The sequence below is a fragment of the Streptomyces sp. HPF1205 genome, from assembly GCF_020400825.1.
Lineage (GTDB): Bacteria > Actinomycetota > Actinomycetes > Streptomycetales > Streptomycetaceae > Actinacidiphila.
On the sequence record NZ_JAINVH010000013.1, the window covers coordinates 158,080 to 176,020 of the forward strand.

15 protein-coding genes are annotated in these 17,941 nt (G+C 72.2%); 7 read left to right on the forward strand and 8 right to left on the reverse strand.

The annotated features are described in order from the left end of the window. Positions 1-58: 58 nt before the first annotated feature. Positions 59-1,561, forward strand: coding sequence for a hypothetical protein (locus K7G61_RS17255; protein ID WP_225847756.1), 1,503 nt, complete (start codon positions 59-61; stop codon positions 1,559-1,561). Beyond that, positions 1,558-2,202 (forward strand): hypothetical protein, encoded by a 645-nt coding sequence (locus K7G61_RS17260; protein WP_225847757.1) that lies wholly within the window; start codon positions 1,558-1,560, stop codon positions 2,200-2,202. The genes K7G61_RS17255 and K7G61_RS17260 overlap by 4 nt, the downstream gene beginning before the upstream one ends. A 289-nt stretch (positions 2,203-2,491) precedes the next feature. Here K7G61_RS17260 and K7G61_RS17265 read toward each other — a convergent pair whose 3' ends face one another. Together K7G61_RS17265 and K7G61_RS17270 are read right to left on the reverse strand one after the other, a co-directional pair. Next, positions 2,492-3,148: a fasciclin domain-containing protein gene (locus tag K7G61_RS17265; RefSeq protein ID WP_225847758.1), complete on the reverse strand. Its 657-nt coding sequence runs from the start codon at positions 3,146-3,148 to the stop codon at positions 2,492-2,494. Between the two features lie 77 nt (positions 3,149-3,225). Further along, entirely contained in the window at positions 3,226-4,878 is a 1,653-nt protein-coding gene (locus K7G61_RS17270) for a molybdopterin-dependent oxidoreductase (RefSeq protein WP_225847792.1), read from the reverse strand. A 484-nt stretch (positions 4,879-5,362) separates the two neighbouring features. Here K7G61_RS17270 and sigK point away from each other — a divergent pair, with 484 nt between their 5' ends. After that, positions 5,363-5,950 (forward strand): ECF RNA polymerase sigma factor SigK, encoded by a 588-nt coding sequence (gene sigK / locus K7G61_RS17275; protein ID WP_225847759.1) that lies wholly within the window; start codon positions 5,363-5,365, stop codon positions 5,948-5,950. Then, complete coding sequence (locus tag K7G61_RS17280; RefSeq protein WP_225847760.1) at positions 5,947-6,696, forward strand: anti-sigma factor domain-containing protein; 750 nt, start codon at positions 5,947-5,949, stop codon at positions 6,694-6,696. Before sigK ends, K7G61_RS17280 begins: the two co-directional genes overlap by 4 nt. A 34-nt stretch (positions 6,697-6,730) precedes the next feature. Here K7G61_RS17280 and K7G61_RS17285 read toward each other — a convergent pair whose 3' ends face one another. After that, the gene (locus K7G61_RS17285; RefSeq protein WP_225847761.1) at positions 6,731-9,142 is read right to left on the reverse strand and encodes a GDSL-type esterase/lipase family protein; all 2,412 of its coding nucleotides are present in this window, start codon (positions 9,140-9,142) and stop codon (positions 6,731-6,733) included. 442 nt (positions 9,143-9,584) lie between these two features. Between K7G61_RS17285 and K7G61_RS17290 the strand changes: the two genes are divergently transcribed. Both K7G61_RS17290 and K7G61_RS36470 read left to right on the forward strand, forming a co-directional pair. Next, positions 9,585-10,070, forward strand: a complete 486-nt coding sequence (locus tag K7G61_RS17290) for a hypothetical protein (RefSeq protein WP_225847762.1) — start codon at positions 9,585-9,587, stop codon at positions 10,068-10,070. Then, on the forward strand, positions 9,964-10,518 hold the full coding sequence (locus tag K7G61_RS36470; RefSeq protein ID WP_263984484.1) for a putative quinol monooxygenase: 555 nt from the start codon (positions 9,964-9,966) through the stop codon (positions 10,516-10,518). Before K7G61_RS17290 ends, K7G61_RS36470 begins: the two co-directional genes overlap by 107 nt. Before the next feature lie 155 nt (positions 10,519-10,673). Here the strand turns inward: K7G61_RS36470 and K7G61_RS17300 are convergent, their stop codons facing one another. From K7G61_RS17300 to argH, 4 genes are all read right to left on the reverse strand, one after another. After that, entirely contained in the window at positions 10,674-11,513 is an 840-nt protein-coding gene (locus tag K7G61_RS17300; protein WP_225847793.1) for an EamA family transporter, read from the reverse strand. A gap of 74 nt (positions 11,514-11,587) precedes the next feature. After that, positions 11,588-12,535 (reverse strand): methionyl-tRNA formyltransferase, encoded by a 948-nt coding sequence (locus K7G61_RS17305; RefSeq protein ID WP_225847764.1) that lies wholly within the window; start codon positions 12,533-12,535, stop codon positions 11,588-11,590. Between the two features lie 25 nt (positions 12,536-12,560). Beyond that, positions 12,561-13,733 (reverse strand): argininosuccinate synthase, encoded by a 1,173-nt coding sequence (locus K7G61_RS17310; RefSeq protein WP_225847765.1) that lies wholly within the window; start codon positions 13,731-13,733, stop codon positions 12,561-12,563. Positions 13,734-13,876: 143 nt separating this feature from the next. Further along, positions 13,877-15,436 carry an argininosuccinate lyase gene (gene argH / locus K7G61_RS17315; protein ID WP_225847766.1) on the reverse strand — a complete coding sequence of 520 codons (1,560 nt, stop codon included), beginning with the start codon at positions 15,434-15,436 and terminating at the stop codon, positions 13,877-13,879. A 668-nt stretch (positions 15,437-16,104) separates the two neighbouring features. Between argH and argJ the strand changes: the two genes are divergently transcribed. After that, positions 16,105-17,265 carry a bifunctional glutamate N-acetyltransferase/amino-acid acetyltransferase ArgJ gene (argJ, locus tag K7G61_RS17320; protein WP_225847767.1) on the forward strand — a complete coding sequence of 387 codons (1,161 nt, stop codon included), beginning with the start codon at positions 16,105-16,107 and terminating at the stop codon, positions 17,263-17,265. Between the two features lie 122 nt (positions 17,266-17,387). Here the strand turns inward: argJ and K7G61_RS17325 are convergent, their stop codons facing one another. Further along, positions 17,388-17,897, reverse strand: a complete 510-nt coding sequence (locus K7G61_RS17325; protein ID WP_225847768.1) for a redoxin domain-containing protein — start codon at positions 17,895-17,897, stop codon at positions 17,388-17,390. Positions 17,898-17,941: the final 44 nt, after the last annotated feature.

The following is a 17,941-nucleotide window of genomic DNA, read 5'->3' on the forward strand; positions in this document are numbered from 1 at the left end:
CGCCGTCACGGCTCCGGCACGGGGCGGCAGGCGAGTGCTGAGCCCGAGGATCCCGGACGTGCTCACGCTCTGCGCCGGCCGGTTGCTGCGACTGGAACTGCGCCGCAACACGATGATGTGGATGGTGCCGCCGGCCCTGCTCGCGTTCTGGCTGGACACCTACCGCGGCAGCATGGCCCTTTCTCCCCTGTGGAGTTCCCGCACGCTGATCCTGCGTCAGGGCGCCGCGGTGGACGACTTCGCTCCCTTCGTGGTGGGCGCGGCGGCCTGGATCGGGGGGCGCGACCGCAGACGCGGTATCGGGGAGCAGGTGGAGGTCACCCCGCTGCCGCGCTGGGCCGGCCGCCTGACCACATGGGCGGCGACCGCCGGCTGGACGGTGGGGGCGTACCTGGCCTGCGTGGGCGTTCTGTACGGGATGATCGCCTGGCAGGGCGCCGCGGGCAGCCCGCCGTGGTGGCCGGTCGTGGTGGGCGCGGTGGCTCTGGTGGCCTGCAGCGCCATCGGCTTCGCCGCGGGAGTGCTGGTCCCCAGCCGGTTCACCGCACCGCTGGCGGCGATCGTCACCGGCCTCGTACTGCGGCAGACCCTGCGCAGCGGCGGCCGGTACGTCCTGCTCTCACCGATCGCCTCGCCTTCCTACTCGCTGGCCCCGCCCAAGGCCGACGCGGGTGTCTTCTACCCGTACCTTCCCGACCTCTCCCTCACGCAACTGCTGTTCCTCGGCGGCCTGGCCGTCACGGCACTCGGCGGGCTCGGCGTGCAGGCGGTCTGCGGCCGGCCGGGCCTGCGTCGCCTGGCGGCGGCTGTCGCCGCCGTGGGCCTTGCCTCGTCCGGGACCGCGGTCGCCCTGATCGGGACCGCCCGGGTGGAGGCGAACGGCGTGGTCGTACCCGCCCTGCACGACGCGGCCCTCGACCGGCCCCTCGGCTACACCCCGGTGTGCGGCGGCACAGCGATCAAGGTCTGCCTGAATCCCGTGTACAAGGCATACCTGCCCACCGTGGCCACGGCCCTGGACCCGGTGCTGCGCGAGGTGGCCGGGCTGCCCGGCGCGCCCGTACGCGTCGACCAGGTCGCCTTGTCCGGCCGGCAGCCGCCCCTGGCCCGGGCGACCGTCACCGGTGAGCCGCCGGTGGCCCACCTGGCCCTCGACATCGGCTACTACGGCGCCATGTGGATCGGGCCGGAACCGGCCGGGAAAGGGGCACCCGGGCGCTGCTGCACCTCCCAGCAGATGTGGACCAGCGTCCCCCGGGTCACCGCGGAAGTGCTGCCCCCGGTCGCCGGCGTGATCGTCGACCGTCTCGTCGGCCACGCGGATCCGGTGCAACAGGCGGTCCTGGAGGGACTGCTGAGGGCGGCCGGGGTGCCGCTGGACGGCATGGCGGTCTTCGCCCGGATCGACGGGACACCGATCGTCCTGCCGCAGCCCGGAACCCCGGCCTACGCCGCGGGCGGGCGTTTCGCCGCGCTGTCCTCGGCCGACCGGCATGCCTGGCTGACCGCCCACCTGGCCGCACTGCGCAGTGGCCACCTCACCCTGGAGCGACTGCCGTGACCACTACGATCCCCGCGGCGGACCTGCCCCGGGCCCGGCGGGCCGGAACCCGGCTGGTCCGGCTGCACCTGATCAGTCGTCAGTTCCCGGGCGCGCTGGCCGTCCTGGCCGGTTGCGCGGCACTGCTGCGGATCGCCCTGCGACTGCACTGGATGCGGGACGACCCCGCCTCGGCCCGGCAGATGCTGCTGCTGATCGAATGCGCGGCAGCTTCCGTGGTGGCCGTCGCCGCCCGGAACCCGTTCGGCGAGAGCGAGCGGACCACCGGCCGCCTCCTTCCCCTACTGCGCCTGGGCGCCGCCCTGCTGCTGAGCGCGACCGCCGTCGGCGCCCTGGTACTCGGCGCCGTGGCCGCGCGACTGCCGGGTGGCCGCCTCGGGGTGCTTCGCGATGTCACCGGGCTGGCGGGTGTCGGGCTGGTCACCGCCGCGGTCCTCGGCGGCGCGCTCGCCTGGGCCGGCCCGCTGGTCTGCACCGTGGTGGCCGAGTTCGCGCTCATGGAGAGCTGGCAGACGCCGTGGACGTGGCCCGCCCGGCCCGCGCACGACCGGGGCGCGTGGCTGTGCGCCGGCCTCGTGTTCGCCGCCGGGACAGCGGTCATCGCCGCCCGCGGCCCCAGGGACACCGGCGCTGACTCGTAGGGGTCGCTCCGCCGCGTGAGCACAACAGACGAGCGGGCCATCGTGTGGCGTGTGCGCCAGTCCCGCGACCGTGGGCCGGCCGGACCCCCGCCGCAGGAGCAGCGAGGAAGCACGGTGCCGCGGCGAAGACCGCGGGGCCGCACGCAGGGACGGCGGCTGTCCCATACGCCAAGGCATCATCCGGGCGCGGTGAGATGCCGCCCGGCCCGGTTGTCGGCAGGTACAACCGGGCCGGGCGAGTCCAGGGGAGGCCGTCGCCGGGTCGGCGGCGCACGGCACGTTGCCGCGGTTACTTCGGCGGCATCAACACGGAGTCGATGATCTGGACGGTGGCGTTGGCGGTGGTGACGTTGCCGCAGACGACGTTGGCCGTGCCGTTGACCTTGTAGGACCGGCCGGAGCCGGATGTGGTCAGCGTGCCCTTCTCCAGGGTGGTGTAGGTGCCGTGGGACAGCCCGTCGGGGGCCTTCACGCTCTGGCCGACGACGTGGTACGTGAGGATCTTGGTGAGCATGGCCTTGTCGGCCAGGACCTTGTCCAAGGTGGCCTTGGGCAGCTTGGCGAAGGCGTCGTTGGTGGGCGCGAAGACGGTGATGCCCTGCGCGTTGTTCAGCGTGTCGACCAGGCCTGCCTTCTGCACGGCGGACACCAGCGTGGACAGGGCGGGGTTGTGCGAGGCCGCGGTGGCCACCGGGTCCTTGGCCATGCCGTCGAAGCTGCCCGCGCCGTTCTTGGGCACTGCGGCGCAGCCCGGTCCGAAGGGCTGGTCCATCGCCGTATCCGAGGAGGGCGTGGAGGACGTGGCCGGGGCGGAGGCGGCCGGGGCGCTACTGGCAGCGGAGTCCGAGGAGTTCTTGTCGCTGCTGGAGCAGGCGGTGACGGCCAGCGGCAGGACGGCCGCGGCCGCCACGGCGACGGCGATACGGCGCAGGGGGAAAGCGTTCATGGTGGTGTTTCTCCTTGTCGGGTCCGGCCGCTGGTGCGGGCCGGGGCTTTCGTCGGAGGGCAGATGGTGGCCGGCGGTCAGGTCACGTCGACCACCACCGAGTGCCAGCCGGTCGCGCCGTCGGGGACGGTGCCGACGCGGTGCCGGGTCTGGGTGTGGCCGGTGCGGTCGGTCGCGCGGACTTCGAGGGTGTGGCTGCCGGGTGTGGCGTCCCACTGCCACATCCACTGCCGCCACGTGTCCGCGCTGTCCTCGGCCGCGAGCCGGGCGGTGTGCCAGGGGCCGCCGTCGACCCGGACCTGCACCCGTGCGATGCCGCGGTGCTGGGCCCAAGCCACGCCCGCGACCGGCACCGGGCCGGCCTTCGGCGTCGCGAACGGTTTCGGGGTGTCGATCCGGGACTCGGTCTTGATCGGTGCCCGGGCCGACCAGGTGCGCCGCACCCAGTAGGCGTCGTACGCGTCGAACGTCGTCAGCTGCAGGTCGCGCAGCCACTTGCAGGCCGAGACGTACCCGTACAGGCCGGGGACGACCACGCGGACCGGGAAACCGTGGGCGAAGGGCAGCGGCTGCCCGTTCATGCCCAGCGCCAGCATCGCGTCGCGGCCGTCCATGACGGTCTCGACCGGGGTGCCGATGGTCATGCCGTCCACCGAGCGCGCGACGATCTGGTCGGCCGGTCCGCCCCGGGACGGCGGCCGGACCCCGGCCTCGCGCAGCAGGTCCGCCAGCCGTACGCCGATCCAGCGGGCGTTGCCGACGTAGGGGCCGCCGACCTCGTTCGACACGCAGGTCAAGGTGATGTCACGCTCGATCAGGTCGCGCCGCAGCAGGTCGTCGTAGGTGTACGTCACGTCGCTGGGCACGCCGAGGCCGTGCAGGCGCAGCCGCCAGGCCGTCGCGTCCACCCGGGGGACGACCAGGGCGGTGTCGACGCGGTAGAAGTCGCCCGCGGGGGTCAGGAACGGGTGCGCGCCCGGCACGTGGAGGTCGGCGCCGGCCGGCACGGGCGGCGCGGGCGAGGCCGGGCGGGGCAGGACCACCGCGGCGCGCGATGCCCTGGCGGCGGCGCCGCTGCGGTCGTTCAGGACACGGCCCACGACGCCGGTGCCCGCGGAGGCGGCCGCGGTGGCAGCAGCGGCCAACACGAAGCCGCGTCGGTCGAAGGAGGTACGGGTGCCGCCGTCGCGAGGGGCTCGGGCCGTCGGGATGCCCACCTCCTCCTTGTGGGGTTCCGGCTCGGGCGGGTCAGGTGTTTCATCCGCCTCGGGTGACGCTTCCTCATGCGGTATGGACCGCGCGGACCGTGGAGCGAGCCTGGTGATCAGCACCCAGAACGCGGCCGTGCCGGCCAGCGCACCCACGATCGAGGGCAGCACGTCCAGGTCGTGCCGGTCGGGCCTGCTCCAGGCCGCCGCCACGCCGATCACTCCGAAGGCCGGCACGCCGGCGCACCCGGTGCGCGGGAAGCGCAGAGCCGTCACTCCCAGGGCGATCGCGAACAGCGCGAGGACGACGACGATGCCCAGTTGGAGGACGAGCTTGTCGTTCGTGCCGAAGTGCCGGACGGCGTAGTCCTTCAGTGCGGGCGGGGTGCGGTCGATGACGGCTCCGCCGACCGCGGTGACGGGGCCGGCCTGCGGGCGCACCGCCCCGGACACCAGCTCGGCCACGCCGAGTGCGGCGGCCCCGGCCAGCAGCCCGCTGAGACCGGCCAGTGCGACGCGCAGGACACGAGCAGCTGTGCCGGCGCCCGTGCCGCCAGGTGCCGGCCGGGGCGGCAGGATCTGCTGGGTGCCCGTTTCCGGGGAGTGGGAGCGGTGGTCGTCGTCGGTCACGCGGGTCATTCGGCGCTCGAACGGGCCCGGATTGGTCCGTCATCCGGACGAGTGATGAAACGTGTGAGGAAACGAGTGAGGAGCGGCCGAGCGGGGCATCGGCGACGTGCCGGCACATCGACCATGCGACTCGCTGCCATCGGCTCCGAAGCCCTTGTCGCCGTCCTCGCCGCACTGGCTCCGACGCGCCGCGAGGCCTGGTCGGGTCGCCCTTGGCCCGGTCCGGTGGGGGCGTGCCGCCCATGTGAAGGGGCGGCGCGCCCCTGCCGGGCGTCCGCTGAAGCAGGCAGGTCGCGGTGTGATCATGGTTGGTGACCAATCCGCGCGGGGTCTGGCGACGAATCATCGGTAAGTGCCCGACTGTCCGGAGGTGTCCATGCGGGTGGCAGCGCGAGACGACGAGTCCCCAGCACCACGCTCGGGGGTGCTGGAGGCTCTGCTGGGCCGTGTGGCGCGCGGTGATCAGCAGGCGTTCGAGACCCTCTATACGGCAGTGGCCGGTTCGGTCCTGGGCCTGGTGCGGCGCGTCGTGCGCGATCCTTCGCAGTCCGAGGAGGTCGCGCAGGAGGTGCTGATCGAGGTGTGGCGCTCCGCGGCCCGGTTCGACGGGCGGCAGGGCAGCGCACTGTCGTGGATCATGACGCTGGCCCATCATCGCGCGGTGGACCGGGTGCGCTCGGCGCAGGCCTCGGCCGACCGTGATCACAAGGCGGGGCTGCGTGACAGGACCCGCGCCTTCGACGAGGTCAGCGAGCAGGTCGAGCGGCGGCTGGAGCGTGAGCAGGTGCGGCGCTGTCTGTCGCAGCTGACCGAGCTGCAGCACGAAGCGGTCAACCTCGCCTACTACCGGGGATATACCTATCAGCAGACCGCCGAAGTGCTCGGTGCTCCGCTGGGGACAGTGAAGACACGGCTGCGGGACGGACTGATCCGTCTTCGCGACTGCCTGGGGGTGACGGCATGACCGGGATCGACCTGCACACGCTCACCGGCGCCTACGCGGTCAGCGCCCTGTCGAAGGCCGAGGCCGAGGAGTTCGGCGGCCACCTGGCGCAGTGCCCGGCATGCACGCAGGAGGTCAGGGAGCTGCGCGAGACCGCGGCCCGCCTGGCGCTGGCGGTGGCCGAGGTGCCGCCGGCGGCGATGCGGGCCCGGGTGATGGAGGCGCTCCCCGATGTGCGGCAGCTTCCGCCCGAGGTGCCGCCGCCGGCCGAGGTCCGCCGGTTGCAGCCCCGCCGGCGCCGGCGGCTGCCCCACATGGTGGCCGCCGCGTGCCTGGTGATCGCCGCCGCCGCGACCGGCGTCGCCGTCAACGCTCAGCACGAGGCGGACAGCCGGCGTGAGCGCGCCGTACGCGCCGAACAGCAGGCGCAGGCCATCAGCGCGCTGGCCGCCGCACCCGACGCGGCCTTCCACACCGGTGCCGTGTCCGGAGGAGGCACCGCGACGGTGCTGTCCTCCGCACGGCTCGGCCAGGCAGCGCTGCTGTACCACGACCTGCCGAAACTGCCCGGCGCCAAGGTCTACGAACTTTGGTACAGCAAGGCCGGGACCATGGTGCCCGCCGGCCTGCTGGACCATGGCCGCAGCGGCGGCGCGACCATGCTGCGCGGGGCTCCCAGCGGGGCCGACGGCGTCGGCCTGACCGTAGAACCCGATGGCGGATCCACCACTCCCTCCAGCGCGCCCCTGGCGGTCCTGCCGCTGTAGGGATCGTGCGAGGCGCGCGGGCCCGCGGCACCGGTCAGCTCCCGATGCGGGCGGCGATGATCGGGGCGAGGTGGTCGGTGATGATGCGGTGACCCGCGTCGGTGGGGTGCGTGCCGTCGGTGAAGTCGGAGGTGGTCAGCCAGCCGGTGGTGTCGACGTAGGAGACCCGGGAGTCGCCCGCGGCGGTGAGGGCGGCGACGGCTGCCTGGGTCTGGTCGGCGAAGCGGCCCTTGAAGGTCCGCATGGCGAAGATCCACGCCTGCGGGTAGGCGGCGCGGACCTCGTGCAGCAGGTTCGTGTACGCCGCCTGGAACTCGGGGGTGTGCACGCCGTGGCCGGCGTCGTTGGTGCCCAGGTTGATCACGACGGCGTTCGCGGTGTAGCGGGAGAAGTCCCAGCCGGGCTGGGGGGCGTTGGGGTTGAGCTTGGTGAACTGCTGTTCCAGGCCGACGCATCCGTCGGCGGTGGCGACCAGGCAGGCGCCGCCCTGGGCGATCTGGGTGTGGTCCGCGCCGAGGCGCTCGCCGGTCAGCCAGGCGTACGCGGTGCGGGCGTTCTGCGAGGTGGTGGTGCCGACGGTGATGGAGTCGCCGACGAACTCGATGAGCTTGTGCGGGTCCGGAGCACGGAAAGTCGTCGCTCCGCTGTCCAGGACCAGTCCCTGGAAGACGGCGTCACCGTGGTAGGAGCCCGCGACGACCTGGTAGTTGACCTGAAGGGTGTGGTTGCCGGCGGCCAGCGGGGACGGGGTGAGGTTCACCGTGCCGCTGACGTCGTTGTAGAAGGTCACCGGTCCGCCGTCGATGCGGGCCCACAGGTCGATCGTGCCGCGCTGCCTGAGCGCCACGGTCCGCCCGGTGAAGCCGACGCGGTAGTACGCGCCTGCCCAGTACGGCGTGTACGCCGTCGTGGAGGAGGTGGTGTCCCAGCGTCCGACGAACTGGATGTTCTGGTCGCCGGGCTGCCCCGCGGCCGCCCGCGCGGTACTGGATGCGGCCAGTCGTGCGCTGATGAGGGGAGCCAGGCGGTTGGCGATCTTGGTGTGGCCGGCCTCGTTGGGGTGTCCGTTGCCGTCCTCGTAGTCGACGTTGTCCGTCAGCCAGCCGGTGGTGTCGACGTAGGTGACGTTGGAGTCGCCCGCGCTGTTGCGGGCGCTCACGGCGGCACGGGTCTCGTTGACGTAGCGCTGCTTGAACGTCTGCATCGCGAAGAGCGCGGCGTGGGGGTACTTGGCGCGGATGTCGGCGAGGAAGGTGGTGTAGGCGGCCTGGAACTGCGGCCCGGTCACGCCGTGGCCGATGTCGTTGGTGCCGAGATTGATGACGACCGCGTCGGCCTGGTAGCGGGAGAAGTCCCAGGCTTGCGTTCCGGTGCTGTCGGTCTGGAAGAACTGACTGCTCTGCCCCACGCAGCCGGACTGCGCGACCAGGCAGTATCCGGCGCGGGCGATCTCCGTGTGGCGCATGCCCAGCAGTTCGCCGGTCTTCCAGCCGTACGAGTCCAGCGCCAGCCGGTCGGTGAGGTAGCCGGCCGTGATGGAGTCGCCGACGAACTCGACCAGCCCGGAGGGAACGGACGGCGTCACCGTGTGCGCTCCGGGATCCAGTACCAGCCCGTGGAAGGTGGTGTCGCCCGAGCGGTACTCGATGCGGAGGGTGTGGGTGCGGTCGGGCAGCGGCTGGGGGGTCAGGTCCACGGTGCCGCTCACGCCCGCGTAGAAGACGTCGGAGCCGCCGTCGATGCTGGCGTAGAAGTTGACCGCGCTGCCGGCCTTGACCTTCACCGTGGTGCCGGTGAAAGCCGTCTGCAGGTAGGCACCGGTCCAGGCGGGCGTGGCCACGGTCGCCGAGGTGGTCCACCGGCCCACGTACGCGATGTTGGTGTCGGACACCTCGCCGTCGTGCGCCTGGGTGCCGCCGCCGCCGGCGGTGGACCATTTCTGGTTGCCGCCGCCGTTGCACGTCCACAGTTCGACGGCGGTGCCGTTGGCGGTGCCGGCGCCGGTGACGTCGAGGCACAGGCCCGACTGGACTCCGGTGATCGTGCCGTCGGCGTTGACGCGCCACTGCTGGTTGGCGCCGCCGTTGCAGGTGTAGATGTCGACCTTCGTGCCGGGCGCGGTCTTCTTCTGGTAGGCGTCCAGGCACATGGTGCCGTTGAACACCCGCAGTTCACCGGCCGCGGTGGTGTCCCAGGTCTGACCGGCCTGCCCGTCGCAGTCCCAGATGTCCACCGCCGTCCCGGCGGTGGCCGTGCCGCCGGCGGCCTCCAGGCAGCGGCCGGAGGCTGAAGCGACCACCGTGGAGGTGGCCGCTCCGGCGCGGGCGGCGGTGTGCCAGCTCACCGCGACCGCCGCGGACACCGCCAGCAGTAGTGCGAGGAGAAGGCGCGCGGTGCGAGTGGCGGACGGCGTACGGGGAGCTTTCGGAGAAAGGGGGCCGTTCATCACGCCTCCGGTGGCGACGCGTCGTGGGGGGATGGACTGGTCGTACGGCCCGGGTCACACATCCCGAGTCGTGGGGCGCCGGGCCGCCCGGGGCCCGGCGGTGTTTCCGCCCGGCCGGCGCCGCTTCCTGGTCATCGTGGTCCTCCAGGTGGGGTGAAAGGACCGCGCCGACGTGGGAGCGCTCCCACTCCGACCCGAACATCAACCCAGATCGGTCCCGGCCCGTCAAGGGCGCGGGGCGGAGGCAATGGCCATGACCTGTGGATCGTGATCAGCGGGGGGTTGCGGGGATGCTGGGCCTGCGTCGACGGGTTCGACCACGTCTTCGGTGCCGTGATCGCCCGGGCAGGCCCGCGCGACGCCGATCCGTGCTTCCTGAGCGGTGCTTGTGTCGGTGGTCGTGTCGGTGGTCGTGTCGGTGGCCGGGCTTAGCATCCGTACCGTGCCCATCTACGATTACTATCGCGCCGCGAACCGCGACGACGCACATGCTCTGGCGGTCCTGCCGGGCGGCCCGATCGGCGGCCAGGACGCCGGCGCCGACGTGCTGGCGCTGAAGAACCTCGATCCGCGCGTCGTGATGGGCCGGTTGCTCGCCATCATCCTCGACGTGGAGTGGTCACCCCGCCTCTACGAGTCGCAATACATAGTGCCCGCCGGCCCGCAGCCGCAGGGCCCGGACATCCCCGAGGACTCGCCCTGGCTCGAAGGCCCCTGGGCAGAGGACCTCGGAGTGTTCTTCCGCGACGCGTTCGCCGACGTGGACGACGCCCGGCTTCCCGAGATCTGCGAGCGGTGGCTGACCATCGAGGAGTTCCGCGATGGTTACAGCGCCGAGTGGGCACGTGAGGTCGCCGAGGAGTTCGTCGCGCTCGCCCGGCGCGCACGGGACGCGGATCAGTCGCTGTACTGCTGGATGTGCCTCTAGGACACCGCGCGGCACCGGCGAACGACGCGGCGGACCGCCGGCCGCCCCCGCGCTTCGCCGTTGCGGAGCCCGCGGACGGGTAAGCTCGCAAGCGGATCGGTCCGGCGGAGGAGGATCACGCGTGCCCGGTGGGGACAGGTTCAGCGTCTACGGACGAATGACCGCATTGCCCGGTCGGCGTGAGGAGTTGATCGCCCTGCTCCTTGACGGGTTCCGCGCCGGTGGCGAGGACAGCGGCCTGCTCGCCTACAGCATCAACACGGCGTTCGACGAGCCGGACACGATCTGGCTGACACAGCTGTGGACCGACAAGGAAGCACACGACGCGGTCACCCGCTCCGAGCCGGTCGCGGCGGCGACTCGCCGGGTGCTGCCGCTCCTGGCTCACCAACCCGAGGGCTTTTACGGCCACGCCGTTCATGTGCACGGGCGGGTCACCGACTCCTGACCCGGCGCTGGGCGATCACCTCGACGGCGCTGCCGTCGTTCCGTAGGGGCCGGCCAAGGTGAGAAGACCGCCGTGTGCCGCCGGCTGATCCTGTCGTCCATCGGCAGCAGCCGCCCCGTGCGACGCCTCCGTGAGCGGGGTGCTGCGACGACCGGTCAGGACCAGGCCAGCAGCAGGACGCTGCACACCGCCAGGGTGACCCCGAGGAGCTGGACGCGGCGGATGCGTTCGTCCAGGACGGCGCGGGCCAGCAGGACCGTGCTGATCGGGTAGAGCGAGGAGAGCAGGCCGACCACGGCCAGGCTGCCGTGCTTGACCGCGATCAGGAACAGCGCGCTCGACGACATGTCCAGGAAGCCCGACAGCACTGCCGGCCGGGCCGGCGCGCGGTCCATCCGCAGCGACGTGCCGCGCGCCGCGGCCATCACCAGCAGCAGGCTCAGGGACGCGCACCGCGCCCACACCAGCGGCCACATGCTGTGGTCGTCGGGTGTGCGGGACAGGAAGACGAAGAACGCGCCGAAGCCCGCACCGGCCAGCAGCGCCAGTGCCAGGCTGCGGGCGGTCTCGCGCCGGCCGCCCCCTGACCCGTCGTCACCGCCCAGCGAGACCAGCAGGACGGCCACCAGGGCGGCGCCCACGCCCACCACGGCCGGCGCCGAGAGCCGGTCACCGAGCGCGATGCCGGCCAGCACCGGCGCCGCGGCCGCCGCGGCGGCGGTCGTGGGGGCGACCAGACTCATCACCCCGCCGGCCAGCGCACTGTAGAGCAGGATCGCGCCCGCGCTGCCGCAGAGCCCGGCCAGCCCTCCCCAGAGGACGTCCTGCCGTCCGGTTCCGCTGGGTGAGACGAGGCCGACCAGGGCCAGCGCGGTGACCAGCCCCGCGGTGTTGGACAGGATCACGACCGCCACCGCGGAGGCCTTCTTCGCCGCCAGGCCGCCGGCGAAGTCGGCGGAGCCGAGCACCATCGCCGAGGCGAGGGCCAGGAACACGTTCAACGGGCAGAACTCCTTGTCGTACAGTGCCGGGACGCCCGTGGCGGCGCCCCGGCATGGCAGCGGCGCCGTCAGGGACGGCTGGTGAGGTAGCCGCCCATCTTCTTGAAGAAGTCCGCCCCGCTGTACTCCGAGCCGTCGTCGGTCCGCAGCCTGCGGACCACCAGGCCGTACTCCTGTCCGCTGCGGGCCTGCGGGCCGCAGACGACGGCGACGCCCTCGCCCTCCGGGCGGAACACCCGGCCGACGGTGCCGCCGTAGCGGTTCGGGGAGACCGCCGCCGACAGGATCCGCACGCGCTCGCCCTTGAAGTAGGCGAAGGCGTTCGGGTACGGGTCGACCTGCGCCCTGACCAGGTTCGCTATGTCCCGGGCCGGCCACGTCCAGTCGATGCGGCTGTCCTCCAGGGACCGCTTGTGGAAGAAGGTCGCCTGGGCGGGGTCCTGCTTCGTCCACTCGGTGCGTCCGCTGCCGATCAGGTCGAGCGACTCCAGCACCGCGGGCGCGAACAGGCCCAGCGTCTTGTGGAACAGGTCGGTGACGGTGTCCTCCTCGCCCACGTCGACGGTCTTCTGCACCACGATGTCGCCGAGGTCGAACTCCTCGTTCATGAAGTGCACCGTCACACCGACCTGCGGCTCGCCGTTGACCAACGCCCAGTTGAGCGGGGCGAAGCCACCGTAGCGGGGAAGCAGCGCGTCGTGGACGTTGATCGCGCCGTACCTGGCCAGGGAGTAGATCTCCGGCGCCACCCAGGTGCGCCAGTCGGAGGAGACCAGCAGGTCGGGCTGGATCCCGCGCAGCTGCGCGGCCACGCCCTCGTCGTTGGCGTACTTGCGTTCCAGTACCGGGATCCCGTGCTCCGTGGCGAGGTCGACGACCGAGTCGTTCCAGATCGTCTCGTACAGGTGGTTGCTCGACGGATGGGTGATGACCAGCGGCACCTCGTGCTTGGAGGTCAGCAGCGCCTCCAGAACCCGGTGCCCCCACGTCTGGTAGCCCATGAAAACCACGCGCATGTGCTCGTCCTCTCCTGCGGTCCTGTTACGGCCGCGTCAGGGGTAGCGCCCACACGTACGCGAAGCCCGCGCCCGCCGTGTGGTCGAAGGTGTCACCGGCCTCGTAGGTGGCCAGGTCCTTGCTGTAGCGCGACTGCGGCGACCTGCGCCCGGTCACGGTGCACGAGCCCTTGTACAGCTCCACGGTGATCTCTCCGGTGACCTGCGGCTGGAGGCTGGCCACGAAGGCGTCGAGGCCGCGCCGCAGGTCGGAGAACCAGTAGCCGTAGTAGGCCAGTTCGGAGTACCGCAGGGCCAGGGCCTGCTTGTGGTGGAGCGTCTCGCGGTCCAGGACGAGGGCTTCCAGCTCCTCGTGCGCGGTCATCAGCACGGTGGCCGCGGGCGCCTCGTAGATGCCGCGGGTCTTGAAGCCCACGACGCGGCTCTCCAGGATGTCGATACGGCCCACCCCGTGCCGGGCGGCCGACCCGTTCAGCAGCCGCACGAGGTCGCCGAGCCCGAGCTTTTGGCCGTCGACCGCGACCGGGACGCCGCCCTCGAACCCGATGGTGAGCCGCTCCGGCTCGTCCGGCGCGGACCTGGGATCGGCGGTCAGCTGCCAGGCGCCCGCCGGCGGCGGCTGGGTGATGTCGTCCAGGTCGCCGCACTCGATGCTGGTGCCCCAGATGTTGGTGTCGATGCTGTAGGGGTTGTCCTTGGTGACCGACACCTCGATACCGTGCTCGCGGGCGTAGGCGATCTCCGACTCGCGGGTGGTCAGTTCCCAGTCGATGACCGGTGCGAGCACCTTCAGCCCGGGGTCGAGGGCGGTCACGCTGGTGTAGAAGCGCACCTGGTCGTTGCCCTTGCCGGTGGCGCCGTGGGCGACGGCGTCGGCGCCCTCGGCGTGGGCGATCTCCACCATCCGCTGTGCGATCAGCGGCCGCGACAGCGGCGCCGCCACCAGGTACTTGTTCTCGTAGCGGGCGTGCGCCTGCAGGGCGGGCAGGGCGAAGTCGTTCAGGAAGCGGTCGGTCAGCGGCTCCATGTAGACCTTGGCGGCGCCGGTGCGCAGCGCGCGGTCGTGCACCGCGTCCAGCGGTTCGAGCTGGCCGATGTCGGCGCAGAAGGCGATCACCTCCGCGTCGTAGCGCTGCTTGAGCCAGTGCAGGGCCACGGAGGTGTCGAGGCCTCCGGAGTAGGCGAGCACGATCTTCATCGGGTCTCCCGGGTCGGCGAGGTGCGTGGGGGAGCGGGCCCGCGGCGCCGCGGCACGAAGGTGCGGCGGCGCGGCAGGCCGGGGGAGCGGTGGCGCAGCGGTGTGGTGGTGCTCAGCGCACGGCGGTGCGGTGGCCCGGCGGCCTACGGCGTGGTGAGCGCCGCGGAGCCGTGCAGGGCGGGCAGCTCGGCGGCCACGGCGTCGAGCGTCTTGGCCAGTTCGGCGCCCTCGGCGATCTGGCGCGCGGCCTGCAGCGTGAGGGTGTGCGCGGTCTCCAGCCGCTGCCGCGTCTCCTCCAGCCACCGGCCGTGCTCGCGTACCGCGGCGCGCAGCTCGCCGCGCACGGCCTCCACGCTGCGCGGCGACGTGCCGCCGGGGCTGGTGTAGCTGGTCACCGCGGTCCGCGGGTCGAAGATGTGCGCGAGCACCGCTTCCTCGACCGGGTGCCCGAGCCCGGCCAGGATCTCGGCCGACGCCGCGGTGTCACGCAGGGTGGACCCGCGCTTGATCAGCGCGGACACCAGGGAGCCGCTGACGTGGTGCGCCTCCCGGAAGGGCAGGCCGTGCTCGGAGACCAGGTGGTTGGCGAGTTCGGTCGCGGTGGAGAAGTTGTCCCAGCACAGGTCCTCGCCGCGCTTGCTGTCGAAGCGCAGGCCCCTGGTCTGGCCGGCGACGATGCGCAGCGTGGACAGGTAGGTGTCGATGGCGTTCCACAGGAACGGCTTGTCGTCCTGCAGGTCGCAGCTGTAGCCGAGGGTGACGCCCTTGGCCATGGTGAGCAGTTGGACGAGGGTGCCCGCGGTACGTCCGGCCCGGCCGCGGGTCAGCTCGGCGACGACCGGGTTCTTCTTCTGCGGCATGATCGAGCTGCCCGTCGCGTAGGCGTCGGGGACCTCGACCAGGCTGTACTCGTGCCCGCTCCACAGCACGATCTCCTCCGCCATCCGCGACAGGTTGTTGCTGCCGAGGGCGAAGGCCGCGGCGCCCTCGATGAGGTAGTCGCGCGCGCTGGTGGCGTCCAGGGCGTGGCTGAGCACCGCGCCGAAGCCGAGGAGCCGGGCGGTGAGTTCGCGGTCGAGCGGGAAGGAGGTGCCGGCCAGCGCGCAGGCGCCGAGCGCGGACTCGTCGGCGCGCTCGTACGCCCCGCGCAGCCGCCGGACGTCGCGCAGCAGCATGCTGGCGTGCGCGGTCTTCCAGAAGCCGACGGACACCGGCTGGGCGGCCTGGCTGTGGGTGTAGCCGGGCAGGATCGCCAGCAGGTCCTCCTCGGGGAAGGACAGCAGCTCCTCGACGAGCGCCAGGTTGGCGCTGACCGCGTCGAGGTGGACCCGCCGCAGGTACATCCGGGCGTCGGTCGACACCTGGTCGTTGCGGGAGCGGGCGGTGTGCATGTGGCCGCCTGTCTCGCGGCCGAGGTCCTCGATGACCATCTGCTCGATGTTGAAGTGCACGTCCTCCAGTTCGGGGCGGAGGGTGAGTTCGCCGCGCTCGTGCAGCTCCCACAGCCGCAGCAGCGCGCCGAGGATCGCCCGTGCGTGCTGCTCGGGGATGATGTTCCGGCGGCCGAGCATCAGGACGTGGGCGATGTCCTGCCACAGGTCGGCGAAGACCAGCCGGACGTCCACGTCCGTGGTGAGCGTGTACTCGAGGACCTCGGTGGTGATGTCCTCGTCGAACCGCCCGCCCCATAGCTTGTCTGTCATCGTGGCCTCTCTTCGCGTCCAGGCGCCTCCCGTCCAAGGGGGCCCACCGGACATGAGGAAGCGGTGCGGACGGCCGAGCAGCCGTCTGCCGCGTCGATAGGGGGGATGTCCCGAAAGCGGGCGCAAAGGGAGCTGCGGCCGTGCGCCGGTCGCGGTGCCCCCCGTGTGCCCCGCCGGGGAACACTGCCACGGGCGGGCGGCCCGTGGCTGCCGATGTGGCCTGCGTCACATGGGATGGTGCGGGCGAATCGGCCACCGCCGGCGCACCCCAGTCGTCACTCCGATCACAACGTTTCGCCGTGTGCGCGGCCGGAGCCCACCGTGTGCCCTGCCCGCAGGCTCCGGACGCCGGCTCCGGACGCCTGTCCGAAGATGGCTGAATGCAATCGCCCGGTCATGTCCCGTAACCGGCGTGACGGCCCGGCGGGAGCCGGTCGGAGGCGCTCGGGCCGCCGACTTTCGGCATAACCATGCAGCCGTCCCCGGGGCCGGGTGCCCGGCTGCCCGCCCTGCGCGCCGGAAGTGCCCTCCCCTGTCCGAGTGGCGAGCCGTTCCCGCGGTGGGCGCGGTTCGCCTACGGACCCCACATAGTTGCGGTAGTGTGCATCACCATGCAGAGCCGGTTCGGTGCCCGCCGCCGGGCCCGGATGACCGAGGGAGAAGCGGCCATGGACGGACAGCCCGTCACCCCGCGGGGCTACCGCGGCGTTGCCAGGAACATGGGCCTGAAGGACGTGGAGGACGACTTCACGGCCATCGTCTCCGAGGTCCCCGCCCGGTCCGCCGCGGTGTTCACCAAGTCCCGGTTCGCCGGCCCCAGCGTGCTGCTCAGCCGTACGGCCGCCGCGCGGCGGAGCAGCCGCGGCATGGTCGTGCTGTCCCGCAACGCCAACGTGGCCACCGGCCGGGCCGGGGCCGCCCACGCGGAGGAGGTACGCCGCCGGGTCGCCGAGATCGCCGGCGTCGACCCCGAGGACCTGGTGATCGGCTCCACCGGGGTGATCGGCCGTCCTTACCCGATCGAGAGCATCAGGGCCGGACTGGACGAGCTGTCATGGCCGTTCCCCGAGGCGGACTTCGACGCCTCCGCCAAGGCCATCATGACCACCGACACCCACCCCAAGTGCTTCTCGGTGCGCTGCGGACCGGCCGTGCTGACCGGCATCGCCAAGGGCGTCGGCATGATCGAGCCCAACATGGCGACGCTGCTGACCTTCTTCTTCACCGACGCCGACATCCCGGCCGACGCGCTGGACGCGATCTTCCGGCGGGTGGTGGACCGGACGTTCAACGCGCTGAGCATCGACACCGACACCTCCACCAGCGACACCGCGGCGGTCTTCGCCAACGGCCTGGCCGGGCCGGTGGACCACGCCGAGTTCGAAGAGGCGCTGTACACGTGCGCGCTGCACCTGGTGCGCATGATCGCCGCCGACGGCGAGGGCGCGAGCAAACTCATCGAGGTGCGGGTCACCGGCGCCCGCGACGACGCCCAGGCCAAGCGGGTCGGCAAGAGCGTGGTCAACTCCCCCCTGGTGAAGGCCGCGGTGCACGGCGCCGACCCCAACTGGGGCCGGGTCGCGATGGCCGTCGGCAAGCTGGAGGACGAGACGGACATCGAACCGCCGCGGGTGCGCATCAGGTTCGGCGACCTGCCGATGCACCCGGAGGAGCCCGACGACGCCCTGCTGGCGCGCGCCGCGGCCTACCTGTCGGGCGACGAGGTGGTCATCGCCGTCGATCTGGGCATCGCCGAGGGCGCGTTCACGGTGTACGGCTGCGACCTCACCGAGGGATACGTCAAGATCAACGCCGACTACACCACCTGACGGCGGCGACCGCGCCACCTGACGGCGCCGACCGCACGACATGACGGCACGCCGCCCGGACGGCCGGGCGGCGCCCGCGCTCACACGTCACACATCACACGTCACGTGTCACACGTCAGAGGTCACAGCTCGCCGCGCGCCGGGTAGTCGTTGGCGTTGACCCACAGCACGGTCTCCAGCACGTCCCGCAGCGGCGGCCGCATGAACGGCATCGTGCCGACCACCGAGGCGTACAGCGTGCCGTCCGGCCGGATCAGGAACAGGCCGGGCTCGTTGAACTGGTTGGGCTGGCCCTCCTTGATGGCCTTGGACATGAACAGGCCCCACGCGCGCATGGAGTCCTCGTCCAGGCCGTAGCCCAGCTGCACCCGCTCCAGCTCCCACTCCTCCAGGGCGCGCAGCGCGCGGCCTTCGTCGTCGCCGCTCACGGCGAACGGCACGACCCCGGCCGCGGCGAAATCGTCGGACAGGCGCTCCAGTTCGGTGACGTACGCCTTGCACATCGGGCAGTGCACCCCGCGGTAGAAGACCACCATCGTGAAGTGGTCGGGGTGCTGGTCGGCGAGCCGCCACCGGCCGCCCCGGGCCAGCGGGACGTCGAGGGCGGGCACGGGCTGTCGGGGCTTGAGCACGGGCTCCTCCGGATCAAGTCGATTGCGCGGTACGGCAGATGCGT